Source organism: Nocardia terpenica, from assembly GCF_013186535.1.
Lineage (GTDB): Bacteria > Actinomycetota > Actinomycetes > Mycobacteriales > Mycobacteriaceae > Nocardia > Nocardia terpenica.
Window position 1 is genome coordinate 207,734 of record NZ_JABMCZ010000003.1, and the last position, 13,015, is coordinate 220,748.

Sequence of the window (13,015 nt, forward strand, 5' to 3'; positions counted from 1 at the left end):
TCCATTGCCCCACAGCGCACACGGGGACCGCGGGCGCCGGGCGCGGCCCCGGCCTGTGACGTGTGGAGGATGACATGGCACTCGTGCTCGACACCGACACATTGGACCCCTGCGACCGCGCGGATGCGCTGGCGGCCGCCATACTCCGGGTCTCGGCGCCCGCGTACCTGGAGTATGCACCCTCGTCCGGCCCGGTCACCGGGCGCATGTACGCCTGGGGGCTGGGCCACCTCGACGTACTCCGCCTCGAACTGTCCGGTCTCCGGGTAGTGCGCACGGCCCGGCAGATCCGGGTATCGCCCAGCCCGACGCTCGCCACGATCGTCGTCGACCCCCGGGGCGCCCCGGCCCTGCACTGGATCCACGCGGAGGTCCGGGACCTCACCGGCCCCGGCGAATTGACCACCTTCGACCTGAACCTGCCCTACGACCTGAACTGGCGCGGCGGCGGGGTGACGGTGCTGTTCGTCCCGCTGGAGCGGCTCGGACTGCCCACCGAGACCATCCGCGCGGGCCTGGGCTGCCTGCGCGCCAGCCCGCTGTATCGACTGATGGTCGAGCACATCGGCCTACTGGCCCGGTCCATCCCCGAACTGGAGGGCGATCCGGGGGCCCAGGGCCTGGGCGACGCCTCCACGGAAATGCTGCGGGCCCTGATCGTTTCGGCGGCCACCCGCGACAGCGCGGACGGGACGATGGTTCCGGCGGACCTGCTGCTCGCCCAGATCCGCGAGTACGTGCGGCGCCGACTGACCAGCCCCGACCTGTGCCCGGCGAGTATCGCTCACGCACACCATATTTCGGTGCGCTACCTGTACAAGCTGTGTGCCCGCGCCGGAATCGGGTTGGAGCAGTGGATCATCGCGCAGCGCCTGGAACGGGCCCGCACCGAACTCGCCCGCGCCGAGTGCCGGTACCGCTCGATCGCGGCCGTCGCCTACGGCTGCGGTTTCCGGGACCCGTCGCATTTCGCGCGCCGATTCCGGGCCGCCTACGGCATGTCGCCGGGGCAGTGGCGGCGCGAGGCGTATGCGGGTCACGGGTTCCCAACCGCGCCCCCGGCCGGTACGCTGCGAGCCGCGTCGGACAGCCCCGGCGCATCGGAACCATCGGGGAATGCGGGGATATGAAACGACTTTCGGCGACCGCTGCCGCGCTGGGTGTGCTGGCGCTGGTTCTCACCGCGTGTGGTGGGCACGACAACTCGTCGAGCGCTGCCAGCGGATTACGTAAGAACGCCCCGACCAGTACCGCCACCAGATCCGCCGCCCCGACGACCCCCGCCGCCGTGCCCTCGCCGTCGCCCGCGCCCGGCACCCCCGCATCCGCCACCCCCGCCGGGGGCGCGACCCAGCCCACGTCGCAGACCATCTGCCGCGACTTCAAGGCCATGGACGCCGACGCGGAAAAGACCGTGGTGGAAAAGGTTCTCGCGGACAACCCCGGCTCGAAGCTCGACGGCAACCCGAGCCTGGCCCTGGGCACCGCGAAACTGGTCTGCCTCGCCTCCAGCGAGGCAGACGTCCCGGTCGCGGTCGCGATCGGCGTGACCCCCAAGTAGCCCGCCGCCCAGCCGAACCGCGCGGTATCGTTCGCCCTGCGACGTGCGAGGCGAAGGCTGGTGGTGTGTGGACGAGGCGGGGCTCGCCGAATTCGAACGGCAGCGGCAGCGGTTGTTCGCGCTGGCGTACCGCATGCTCGGCTCGGCCAGCGAGGCCGAGGACGCGGTGCAGGAGACCTATCTGCGCTGGGAGGCCGCCGACCGCGCCGAACTGCGTTCCCCCGAGGCGTGGTTGACCACGGTGGTGCTGAATCTGTCCCGCAGCTGGCTGGATTCGGCCCGGGCGCGCCGCGAGAGCTATGTCGGCCCGTGGCTGCCGGAACCGGTGCCGACCGGTCGCGGCGAACTCGGGCCGCTGGAGTCCGCCGAGCAGCGGGAGTCGGTCTCGCTGGCCATGCTCACCCTGCTGGAGCGGCTCACCCCGGCCGAACGCGCGGTGTTCGTGCTGCGCGAGGCGTTCGGCTACCCGCACCGCGAGATCGCGGCCGTGCTGGACCTCACCGAGGCCAATGCCCAGCAGCTGTACCGCCGTGCGCGCCACCGCATCCGGGACGACCGCGCGCGCTTCGACCCCGACCCGGCCCATGCCGATCGGCTGTTCGAGCGTTTCCTCGCGGCCGCGCGCGGCGGGGATGTGGCCGCGCTGCGGGAATTGCTGGCCGCTGACGTGGTGGCGACGGCCGACGGCGGCGGGATCGTGAACGCGGCGCGCCGCCCGGTTACCGGCGCGGATCGGGTCGCCCGCTACGTGGTCGGCCTGCTCGCCCGCGACATTCCCGGGCTCGAGCTCTCGATCGAACAGGTCAACGGCGCGCCCGCCGCGGTGGCCCGGGTCGCGGGCCACGTCCTGCTCATCGGCTCGATCGACAGTGTCGGCGACCGGATCTCGGCGGTGCGGATCATGGTGAACCCGGACAAGCTCGCCTACTTCACGCGCGCCGACCGGCAGCGGTGACGCGGATCACCGGCGGCGGCTGTCAGGGATCGGCGGGCCGTCCGGTCTGAGGGGTGTCGGCCTCTTCGGAAGGAGTCACCCCATGACCGCACACCATCGGATCGTCGTCCTGGGCGCCGGATACGCGGGCCTGTCGGCGGCGCGGCGATTGGCGCGCACGGCCCCCGGCACTCGGATCACCGTCGTCGATGCCCGCGCGGACCTGGTCGAGCGGGTCCGCCTGCACCAGGCATTGGCCGGGCAGTCGATACCTCGCCGCAATCTGCGAGACCTGCTGGGGCGCAAGGGAATAGAGTTCGTGCAGGCAACGGTCACCGGAATCGGCCTCGCGGACCGGCGCATCGCGCTGTCCGACGGATCCGGCCTCGGCTACGACACCCTCGTCTACGCCCTCGGCAGCGGCGCGGACGTGGACAGCGTTGCGGGCGTGCGGGATTACGCACACACCGTGGCCACGCTCGCCGACGTCGAGCGGGTGCGCGCCCTCGGCGGCCGGGTGGCGGTGGTCGGCGGCGGCGCCACCGGCATCGAGACCGCCGCCGAACTCGCCGAGGCCCGGCCGGACCTGCGGGTCGCCCTGGTCGGCGCGGAGGAGCCCGGCGCGTGGCTGTCGGTCAAGGCGCGCAAGCACATTCGCGCCGCCTTCGATCGGCTCGGCGTCGAGGTGCACGCGGGCGTCAAGGTGGTCGAGGTCGCGCCGACCGGGCTGCGGTCGGCCGACGGCGGCGTCATCGAGGCCGAAACGGTGTTGTGGACAACGGGTTTCGCGGTTCCGCGGCTGGCGGCCGCGGCCGGTCTCGCGGTCGATGGCCGGGGCCGCGTCCTGGTCGACGACGCGCTGCGCAGCTCCGACCCGAATGTGTACGCCGCGGGCGACAGCGCGGTGATCCCCGGCCCCGACGGCCGCGAACTGCGCATGGCCTGCGCGACCGCGCTGCCGACGGGCGCCTACGCGGCCACCGCCGTCGCCGCCCGGCTGCGCGGCGAACGGCCCGCGCCGCTGCGCTTCCGGTACCGCTTCCAATGCCTGAGCCTGGGTCGCCGCGACGGCGTGATCCAGTTCGTCCGCCCGGACGACGCCATGACCGACCGCGTGCTCACCGGCCGGGCCGCGGCGTGGTTCAAGGAGCTGATCGTGCGCGGCGCGAGCCGGGTGGCGCGACCATGATCATCGTCAACCAACCGTTGACTTTCGTCGTGAAGTCAACCTACAGTTGACGCATGACACCGAAAGTTCGCCTCGACGATCTGATCGAGAGCATCAAGGCCGCCCGTCCCGACGACGTACTCGAACAACTCACCGACGCGGTCGTGGCCGCCGGGCACCTCAGCGAGGTGGCCGATCACCTGATCGGCCACTTCGTCGACCAGGCCCGCCGCGCCGGCGCGTCCTGGACCGATATCGGCCGCAGCATGGGCGTGAGCAAGCAGGCCGCCCAGAAGCGATTCGTGCCCAAACTGCCCGTCGATCCGGGCATGGACGCGAGTTCGGGCTTCACCCGGTTCACCGACCGGGCCCGCCGCGCGGTGGTCGCCGCGCAGGCGGAGGCGCGCAAGGCGGGTAACACGCAGATCACCCCGGAGCACCTGATTCTCGGTCTGCTCAGCGAGCCGGACGGCCTCGCCTACCGGGCGATCGTCGACCAGGGCGTGTCCGCGGACACCGTCCGCCGGGTCGCCACCGCGACATTTCCGCCCGCGGTCGACGACATCCCCGAGCAGATCCCGTTCAACGGCCAGGCCAAGAAGGCCCTCGAACTGACCTTCCGGCAGGCGCTGCGCCTCGGCCACAACTACGTGGGCACCGAGCACATCCTGCTGGCGCTGCTCGAACTCGGCGACGGCACCGGGGTTCTCGCCGGGCTGGGCATCGACCACGAGCACACCGAGGCCGAGGTCGTGGCCGGTATCGAGCGCATCATGGCCGAGCGCGAGGGCAAGAGCTAGCGCCGGTCGGCCTTGTGCGCCACCGCGAACAGCCGTCGGAACGGCAGCCAGGTGGTGCCGTCCTCGTGCCGGGGGTAGGCATCGCGCAGCATCGGCGCCAGCTCGGCGATGAACCGCTCCCAGGTCGCATCGTCGAGCGCATCGCGCACCGGCCGCAGCGCGGTGCCCGACACCCAGGTCAGCACCGGGTCCTCCCCGGTGAGGCGCTGGATGTAGGTGGTCTCCCAGGCATCCACGGCGCATCCGGCCGCGCTGAGCACGGTGGCGTAGCCGGTGGGCTCGAGCACATTGCGCGGCTGCAGCACCCCGGTCGGCTCCAGCCGCTCGCGATACTCCTGCCGGCCCGCCACCTCCCGGATGCACCGATGCGAGGGCGCGTCGAAGTTGCCCGGCACCTGCATCGCCAGCCAGGCGCCCGGCGGCAGCTTGCCCGCCCAGTCCGACAGCAGCGCCGGATGGCCCTCCACCCACTGCAGCACGGCATTGCAGACCACCACGTCCGTGTCGTCCTCGGGTGCCCAGTCGCGCACGTCCTGCAGCACCGCGTGCACGCCCCGGGCACGCGCCGCCGCGACCATCTCGGGCGAGGAGTCGGAGGCCTCGACGACCGCATCCGGCCACCGCTCGGAGAGCACGGCGGTCAGATGTCCCGGCCCGCAGCCGAGGTCTACGACACGCCGCGGCCGCTCCGCGCCGACGCGGTTCACCAGCTCGAAAAAGGGCCGGGACCGGTGGTTGTCGAAGGCGAGATACTGCTTCGGATCCCACATGGGAGCCTCCAGATCTGTCGTTACCAAACCGTACGTACGTACTGTATTGGGGAAAGATGGAGTTGCACAAGGGTTGTCCGGATACGATGTTGCTATGGCGGATGACCCCGATTCCGACCTAGTGGCAGGCGAATTACGCGACGACCTGCTGCGTGCGCTGTCGTATGTCCAGACCGAGAACGGTCCGGACGGTAGCTACATCGTCAACGGCGACCTCCCGCCCGAGGTGGCGCCGCCCTTCATCCGCGCCATCATGCGGATCGAGGCGGAGTTGCTGCTCCACGACGCCGAGCAGGTCACCATCGATCGCGGCGAACCTCGCAGCCCCGAGGAGCGTCGCGCCGACGCATTTCTCGCGCTCGCGCTGCGCGTCACCGATACCTGAACCCACGCCACCGCCGCACTGCCGGACCTTGCACTCGATACCTCCGAGTGCTAGAAAGGGATCTGGCACTCCGGACCGGTGAGTGCCAGGTCGGGACGGTGAGGCCGGGTGCCACGACACCCCCGGTCGTCCGTCGCGGGCACCGAGCCTGGCCAGATCGTGTCATTCCCCTGATCTGGAGGATCTCAACGCAATGGCCAAGACAATTGCGTACGACGAAGAGGCCCGCCGCGGTCTCGAGCGTGGCCTCAACAGCCTCGCCGACGCTGTCAAGGTGACGCTGGGCCCCAAGGGTCGCAACGTCGTGCTCGAGAAGAAGTGGGGCGCCCCCACCATCACCAACGACGGCGTTTCCATCGCCAAGGAGATCGAGCTCGAGGATCCCTACGAGAAGATCGGCGCCGAGCTGGTCAAGGAAGTCGCCAAGAAGACCGACGACGTCGCGGGCGACGGCACCACCACCGCCACCGTGCTGGCCCAGGCGCTCGTGCGCGAGGGTCTGCGCAACGTTGCGGCCGGCGCCAACCCGCTGGGCCTCAAGCGCGGCATCGAGAAGGCCGTCGAGGCCGTCACCAACCGTCTGCTCGGCTCGGCCAAGGAGGTCGAGACCAAGGAGCAGATCGCCGCTTCCGCCGCCATCTCCGCCGGCGACCAGTCCATCGGTGACCTGATCGCCGAGGCCATGGACAAGGTCGGCAAGGAAGGCGTCATCACCGTCGAGGAGAGCAACACCTTCGGCCTCCAGCTGGAGCTGACCGAGGGCATGCGCTTCGACAAGGGCTACATCTCGGGCTACTTCGTCACCGACCCGGAGCGTCAGGAAGCGGTCCTCGAGGATCCGTACATCCTGCTGGTCGGCTCGAAGATCTCGACCGTCAAGGACCTGCTGCCGCTGCTGGAGAAGGTCATCCAGGCCGGCAAGCCGCTGCTGATCATCGCCGAGGACGTCGAGGGCGAGGCCCTGTCGACCCTGGTCGTGAACAAGATCCGCGGCACCTTCAAGTCCGTCGCCGTGAAGGCCCCGGGCTTCGGTGACCGCCGCAAGGCGCAGCTCGCCGACATCGCCATCCTGACCGGCGGTGAGGTCATCAGCGAGGAGCTGGGCCTGTCGCTGGAGACCGCCACCCTGGACCTGCTGGGCCAGGCCCGCAAGGTGGTCGTCACCAAGGACGAGACCACGATCGTCGACGGTGCGGGCGATGCCGAGGGTATCCAGGGCCGCGTGGCGCAGATCCGCACCGAGATCGAGAACTCCGACTCGGACTACGACCGCGAGAAGCTGCAGGAGCGCCTGGCCAAGCTGGCCGGCGGTGTTGCGGTGATCAAGGCCGGCGCCGCCACCGAGGTGGAGCTCAAGGAGCGCAAGCACCGCATCGAGGACGCGGTGCGCAACGCCAAGGCCGCCGTCGAGGAGGGCATCGTCGCCGGTGGTGGCGTGGCTCTGCTGCAGTCGGCCCCCGCGCTGGAGGACCTGAAGCTGTCCGGTGACGAGGCCACCGGCGCGAACATCGTGAAGGTGGCGCTGAGCGCGCCGCTGAAGCAGATCGCGTTCAACGCCGGCCTCGAGCCCGGCGTGGTGGCCGAGAAGGTCGCGAGCCTGCCGCAGGGCCAGGGCCTCAACGCCGAGACCGGCGACTACGAGGACCTGCTGGCGGCCGGCGTCGCCGACCCGGTGAAGGTGACCCGCTCCGCGCTGCAGAACGCGGCGTCGATCGCGGCCCTGTTCCTCACCACCGAGGCCGTCGTCGCCGACAAGCCGGAGAAGGCGGCCCCCGCGGCCGACCCGACCGGCGGCATGGGCGGCATGGACTTCTGAGTCCACGTCGGACGGGCTGCATGGCACGTCATGTTCCCGGCGTGCTTTTGGCCGGGAACACGGAAGCCGGTTCACCCTCGGGTGGGCCGGCTTCCGGCGTTTATCGGAAAGGAACTTCCGGGATTCCAGGAAACCGTTCGGCCGGATTCGAGACGATGTCGGTAAAGATCGCCGATTGGGCGTGTGACCAGGCGATTTGACATTGAAAGCGGTAGCCACGTAACTTATTCCAGGTCAGAGCGACACGGACACCGACCCGGGGCCGAGAGGCCGGGGTGAACGAGGTTGGACGGGGAGCGCCTGGCGATCACACTGGTTCGGCTGTGAGCTCCGGATTTGGTTCGGGGTGGATGGTTGGGCTAAGCTGGTTCAAGTTGCCTCACGATCGAGCGGGTGAATAGCCCGGGGTGATGGTGTGTGCGTGTGTTCTTTGAGAACTCAATAGTGTGTCGATGAATGTCAGTGCCAAATATTTACATTTGGTTCCGGTGTCTGCACCCCCGTGTGGGTGCCGGGACATTTTAGTCAGCAAATACTTTTGCTGGCGTTTGATTTTTGCCATGGTTTTCGGACTCTGGTTAATTCTTCCGATTACGTCTTCGGACGCAATTGAGAGTCTTCAACGGAGAGTTTGATCCTGGCTCAGGACGAACGCTGGCGGCGTGCTTAACACATGCAAGTCGAGCGGTAAGGCCCTTCGGGGTACACGAGCGGCGAACGGGTGAGTAACACGTGGGTGATCTGCCTCGTACTCTGGGATAAGCCTGGGAAACTGGGTCTAATACCGGATATGACCACGCATTGCATGGTGTGTGGTGGAAAGATTTATCGGTGCGAGATGGGCCCGCGGCCTATCAGCTTGTTGGTGGGGTAACGGCCTACCAAGGCGACGACGGGTAGCCGACCTGAGAGGGTGACCGGCCACACTGGGACTGAGACACGGCCCAGACTCCTACGGGAGGCAGCAGTGGGGAATATTGCACAATGGGCGGAAGCCTGATGCAGCGACGCCGCGTGCGGGATGACGGCCTTCGGGTTGTAAACCGCTTTCGACTCCGACGAAGCGCAAGTGACGGTAGGAGTAGAAGAAGCACCGGCCAACTACGTGCCAGCAGCCGCGGTAATACGTAGGGTGCGAGCGTTGTCCGGAATTACTGGGCGTAAAGAGCTTGTAGGCGGTTCGTCGCGTCGATTGTGAAATCTCACGGCTCAACCGTGCGCTTGCAGTCGATACGGGCGGACTAGAGTACTGCAGGGGAGACTGGAATTCCTGGTGTAGCGGTGAAATGCGCAGATATCAGGAGGAACACCGGTGGCGAAGGCGGGTCTCTGGGCAGTAACTGACGCTGAGAAGCGAAAGCGTGGGTAGCGAACAGGATTAGATACCCTGGTAGTCCACGCCGTAAACGGTGGGTACTAGGTGTGGGTTTCCTTCCACGGGATCCGTGCCGTAGCTAACGCATTAAGTACCCCGCCTGGGGAGTACGGCCGCAAGGCTAAAACTCAAAGGAATTGACGGGGGCCCGCACAAGCGGCGGAGCATGTGGATTAATTCGATGCAACGCGAAGAACCTTACCTGGGTTTGACATACACCAGAAAGCTGCAGAGATGTAGCCTCCCTTGTGGCTGGTGTACAGGTGGTGCATGGCTGTCGTCAGCTCGTGTCGTGAGATGTTGGGTTAAGTCCCGCAACGAGCGCAACCCTTATCTTATGTTGCCAGCGCGTGATGGCGGGGACTCGTGAGAGACTGCCGGGGTCAACTCGGAGGAAGGTGGGGACGACGTCAAGTCATCATGCCCCTTATGTCCAGGGCTTCACACATGCTACAATGGCCGGTACAGAGGGTTGCGATACCGTGAGGTGGAGCGAATCCCTTAAAGCCGGTCTCAGTTCGGATCGGGGTCTGCAACTCGACCCCGTGAAGTTGGAGTCGCTAGTAATCGCAGATCAGCAACGCTGCGGTGAATACGTTCCCGGGCCTTGTACACACCGCCCGTCACGTCATGAAAGTCGGTAACACCCGAAGCCGGTGGCCTAACCCCTCGTGGGAGGGAGCCGTCGAAGGTGGGATTGGCGATTGGGACGAAGTCGTAACAAGGTAGCCGTACCGGAAGGTGCGGCTGGATCACCTCCTTTCTAAGGAGCACATCTCCACGACGCCTCGAAGAGTCGAGAGTGGTTGTGGCAGAGACCGTTCGAGTCCCCGCATGTGGGACCGCGGAAGCTCATGGGTGGAACGCTGACAGGCTTCATCGCTTGTGGTCGGAGCCGAGTCTCCGGTCGCGGTGGATATATCGACACACTGTTGGGTCCTGAAAGAACAGACGTTCTTTCCAGGCAAGAAACGATCCGCTCGGGCCTCTTGTGAAACCGCTGGTGTTGCCAGTCAGGTCCTTGATTCAGTCCGGTGCGGGTGTGTTGTTTGAGAACTGCACAGTGGACGCGAGCATCTTTGTTTGTAAGTGTGTAAGAGCGTACGGTGGATGCCTTGGCACCGAGAGCCGATGAAGGACGTAGGAGGCTGCGATAAGCCTCGGGGAGCTGTCAACCGAGCTGAGATCCGAGGATGTCCGAATGGGGAAACCCGGCACGAGTGATGTCGTGTCACCCGCATCTGAATATATAGGGTGTGTGGAGGGAACGTGGGGAAGTGAAACATCTCAGTACCCACAGGAAGAGAAAACAATAGTGATTCCGTGAGTAGTGGCGAGCGAAAGCGGAAGAGGCTAAACCGTGTACGTGTGATAGACGGCAGTCGTTGCGTATGCGGGGTTGTGGGGCTCATTTTCTTTCCACTGCCGTGGGGAGCGAGAGTCAGAAAAGTGCGTGTTAGCTGAATTGGTCTGGGATGGCCGACCGTAGACGGTGAGAGTCCGGTAGGCGAAAACATGTGCTCTCTCGTAGTGAGTGCCCGAGTAGCAGCGGACTCGTGAAATCTGCTGTGAATCTGCCGGGACCACCCGGTAAGCCTGAATACTACTTGGTGACCGATAGCGGACTAGTACCGTGAGGGAAAGGTGAAAAGTACCCCGGGAGGGGAGTGAAATAGTACCTGAAACCGTGCGCTTACAATCCGTCAGAGCCCTCCTATGGTGGGGTGATGGCGTGCCTTTTGAAGAATGAGCCTGCGAGTCATCGGTGTGTGGCGAGGTTAACCCGTGTGGGGGAGCCGTAGCGAAAGCGAGTCCGAATAGGGCGCCCGAGTCGCACATCATGGACCCGAAGCGGGGTGATCTACCCATGGCCAGGGTGAAGCGACGGTAAGACGTCGTGGAGGCCCGAACCCACTTAGGTTGAAAACTGAGGGGATGAGCTGTGGGTAGGGGTGAAAGGCCAATCAAACTCCGTGATAGCTGGTTCTCCCCGAAATGCATTTAGGTGCAGCGTCGCGTGTTTCACACTGGAGGTAGAGCACTGGATGGCCTAGGGGGCCTACAAGCTTACCGAAGTCAGCCAAACTCCGAATGCCGGTGTGTGAGAGCGCGGCAGTGAGACTGCGGGGGATAAGCTTCGTAGTCGAGAGGGAAACAGCCCAGATCGCCGGCTAAGGCCCCTAAGCGTGTACTAAGTGGAAAAGGATGTGGGGTCGCTTAGACAACCAGGAGGTTGGCTTAGAAGCAGCCACCCTTGAAAGAGTGCGTAATAGCTCACTGGTCAAGTGATCCTGCGCCGATAATGTAGCGGGGCTCAAGTACACCGCCGAAGCCGCGGCATTTCAGCATTATCCTGCTTTCGAGCCAGGAGCTGGGATGGGTAGGGGAGCGTCCTGCACCCAGGGAAGTAGTCGGGTGACCGAACTGTGGAGGGTGTGGGAGTGAGAATGCAGGCATGAGTAGCGAAAGACGAGTGAGAAACTCGTCCGCCGGATGACCAAGGGTTCCTGGGCCAGGTTAATCCGCCCAGGGTGAGTCGGGACCTAAGGCGAGGCCGACAGGCGTAGTCGATGGACAACGGGTTGATATTCCCGTACCCGTGTATCCGCGCCCAATGGCGAATCAGTTGTGCTAACCGTCCAAAAGCGGACCTATCACCTTCGGGTGAAGAGAAGTGGCTGCACGGGACCCTGATTGTAGTAGTCAAGCGATGGGGTGACGCAGGAAGGTAGCTGGGCCAGGTGATGGATTACCTGGTGTAAGCCTGTAGGGCGTTGTGTAGGCAAATCCGCACAGCATCAAGCCTGAGAGGTGATGCGTAGCCGGTTGAGGCGAATTCAGTGATCCTATGCTGCCGAGAAAAGCCTCTAGTGAGTTGGTACACGGCCCGTACCCCAAACCGACACAGGTGGTCAGGTAGAGAATACTAAGGCGATCGAGAGAACTGTGGTGAAGGAACTCGGCAAAATGCCTCCGTAACTTCGGGAGAAGGAGGGCCCGGTCTGGTGAACATCCTTGCGGTGGGAGCTGGGTTGGGTCGCAGAGACCAGAGAGAAGCGACTGTTTACTAAAAACACAGGTCCGTGCGAAGTCGTAAGACGATGTATACGGACTGACGCCTGCCCGGTGCCGGAAGGTTAAGAGGACCGGTTAGTCCCTTTCGGGGGGCGAAGCTGAGAATTTAAGCCCCGGTAAACGGCGGTGGTAACTATAACCATCCTAAGGTAGCGAAATTCCTTGTCGGGTAAGTTCCGACCTGCACGAATGGCGTAACGACTTCTCTGCTGTCTCCACCACAGACTCGGCGAAATTGCAGTACGAGTAAAGATGCTCGTTACGCGCGGCAGGACGAAAAGACCCCGGGACCTTTACTATAGCTTGGTATTGGTGTTCGGTACGGTTTGTGTAGGATAGGTGGGAGACTGTGAAGCTTGGACGCTAGTTCGGGTGGAGTCGTCGTTGAAATACCACTCTGATCGTATTGGACTTCTAACCTCGGACCATGATCTGGTTCAGGGACAGTGCCTGGTGGGTAGTTTAACTGGGGCGGTTGCCTCCTAAAGTGTAACGGAGGCGCCCAAAGGTTCCCTCAGCCTGGTTGGCAATCAGGTGGTGAGTGTAAGTGCACAAGGGAGCTTGACTGTGAGACCGACAGGTCGAGCAGGGACGAAAGTCGGGACTAGTGATCCGGCACCGGCATGTGGAAGCGGTGTCGCTCAACGGATAAAAGGTACCCCGGGGATAACAGGCTGATCTTCCCCAAGAGTCCATATCGACGGGATGGTTTGGCACCTCGATGTCGGCTCGTCGCATCCTGGGGCTGGAGTAGGTCCCAAGGGTTGGGCTGTTCGCCCATTAAAGCGGCACGCGAGCTGGGTTTAGAACGTCGTGAGACAGTTCGGTCTCTATCCGCCGCGCGCGTCAGAAACTTGAGGAAGGCTGTCCCTAGTACGAGAGGACCGGGACGGACGAACCTCTGGTGTGCCAGTTGTCCCGCCAGGGGCATGGCTGGTTGGCTACGTTCGGAAGGGATAACCGCTGAAAGCATCTAAGCGGGAAGCCTGTTCCAAGATGAGGTTTCTCACCACTTCGAGTGGGTAAGGTCCCCAACAGACCATTGGGTTGATAGGCCGGAACTGGAAGCCAGGTAACTGGTGCAGGTGACCGGTACTAATAGGCCGAGGACTTACCAACAAAGCTGCTACG

At 64.8% G+C, this 13,015-nt stretch carries 8 protein-coding genes and 2 rRNA genes; 9 read left to right on the forward strand and 1 reads right to left on the reverse strand.

The features are described 5' to 3' along the window. Positions 1-74: 74 nt before the first annotated feature. From HPY32_RS22250 to HPY32_RS22270, 5 genes are all read left to right on the forward strand, one after another. Entirely contained in the window at positions 75-1,130 is a 1,056-nt protein-coding gene (locus tag HPY32_RS22250) for a helix-turn-helix domain-containing protein (RefSeq protein ID WP_156674763.1), read from the forward strand. Beyond that, positions 1,127-1,561, forward strand: coding sequence for a hypothetical protein (locus HPY32_RS22255; RefSeq protein ID WP_171983019.1), 435 nt, complete (start codon positions 1,127-1,129; stop codon positions 1,559-1,561). The genes HPY32_RS22250 and HPY32_RS22255 overlap by 4 nt, the downstream gene beginning before the upstream one ends. 67 nt (positions 1,562-1,628) lie before the next feature. Continuing rightward, a complete protein-coding gene (locus HPY32_RS22260; protein WP_067594998.1) occupies positions 1,629-2,516 on the forward strand; it encodes an RNA polymerase sigma-70 factor in 888 nt (295 codons plus the stop codon). Between the two features lie 82 nt (positions 2,517-2,598). Then, positions 2,599-3,684, forward strand: coding sequence for an NAD(P)/FAD-dependent oxidoreductase (locus tag HPY32_RS22265; RefSeq protein WP_067594994.1), 1,086 nt, complete (start codon positions 2,599-2,601; stop codon positions 3,682-3,684). Positions 3,685-3,737: 53 nt separating this feature from the next. Then, positions 3,738-4,463 (forward strand): Clp protease N-terminal domain-containing protein, encoded by a 726-nt coding sequence (locus HPY32_RS22270; protein WP_067594991.1) that lies wholly within the window; start codon positions 3,738-3,740, stop codon positions 4,461-4,463. Here the strand turns inward: HPY32_RS22270 and HPY32_RS22275 are convergent. Continuing rightward, on the reverse strand, positions 4,460-5,233 hold the full coding sequence (locus HPY32_RS22275; RefSeq protein ID WP_067594988.1) for a trans-aconitate 2-methyltransferase: 774 nt from the start codon (positions 5,231-5,233) through the stop codon (positions 4,460-4,462). The two genes, HPY32_RS22270 and HPY32_RS22275, sit on opposite strands and share 4 nt — an antisense overlap. 94 nt (positions 5,234-5,327) lie before the next feature. On the opposite strand from HPY32_RS22275, the gene HPY32_RS22280 reads away from it, so the two are divergent. From HPY32_RS22280 to HPY32_RS22295, 4 genes are all read left to right on the forward strand, one after another. Further along, positions 5,328-5,618, forward strand: coding sequence for a DUF222 domain-containing protein (locus HPY32_RS22280; protein WP_067594985.1), 291 nt, complete (start codon positions 5,328-5,330; stop codon positions 5,616-5,618). Positions 5,619-5,811: 193 nt separating this feature from the next. Beyond that, positions 5,812-7,434 (forward strand): chaperonin GroEL, encoded by a 1,623-nt coding sequence (gene groL / locus HPY32_RS22285; RefSeq protein WP_067594982.1) that lies wholly within the window; start codon positions 5,812-5,814, stop codon positions 7,432-7,434. Between the two features lie 619 nt (positions 7,435-8,053). After that, positions 8,054-9,572: ribosomal RNA gene (locus HPY32_RS22290) — 16S ribosomal RNA — on the forward strand. A 320-nt stretch (positions 9,573-9,892) separates the two neighbouring features. Then, a 23S ribosomal RNA gene (locus HPY32_RS22295) occupies positions 9,893-13,003 on the forward strand. Together the 16S and 23S rRNA genes form the textbook arrangement of a ribosomal RNA operon. Positions 13,004-13,015 lie beyond the last annotated feature (12 nt).

Excerpts from the sequence above, each read along its gene's own strand:
- HPY32_RS22255 (WP_171983019.1), top strand. The coding sequence starts at position 1,127 with ATGAAACGACTTTCGGCGACCGCTGCCGCGCTGGGTGTGCTGGCGCTG.
- groL (WP_067594982.1), top strand. The coding sequence starts at position 5,812 with ATGGCCAAGACAATTGCGTACGACGAAGAGGCCCGCCGCGGTCTCGAG.
- HPY32_RS22270 (WP_067594991.1), top strand. The coding sequence starts at position 3,738 with ATGACACCGAAAGTTCGCCTCGACGATCTGATCGAGAGCATCAAGGCC.
- HPY32_RS22280 (WP_067594985.1), top strand. The coding sequence starts at position 5,328 with ATGGCGGATGACCCCGATTCCGACCTAGTGGCAGGCGAATTACGCGAC.
- HPY32_RS22275 (WP_067594988.1), bottom strand. The coding sequence starts at position 5,233 with ATGTGGGATCCGAAGCAGTATCTCGCCTTCGACAACCACCGGTCCCGG.
- HPY32_RS22265 (WP_067594994.1), top strand. The coding sequence starts at position 2,599 with ATGACCGCACACCATCGGATCGTCGTCCTGGGCGCCGGATACGCGGGC.
- HPY32_RS22250 (WP_156674763.1), top strand. The coding sequence starts at position 75 with ATGGCACTCGTGCTCGACACCGACACATTGGACCCCTGCGACCGCGCG.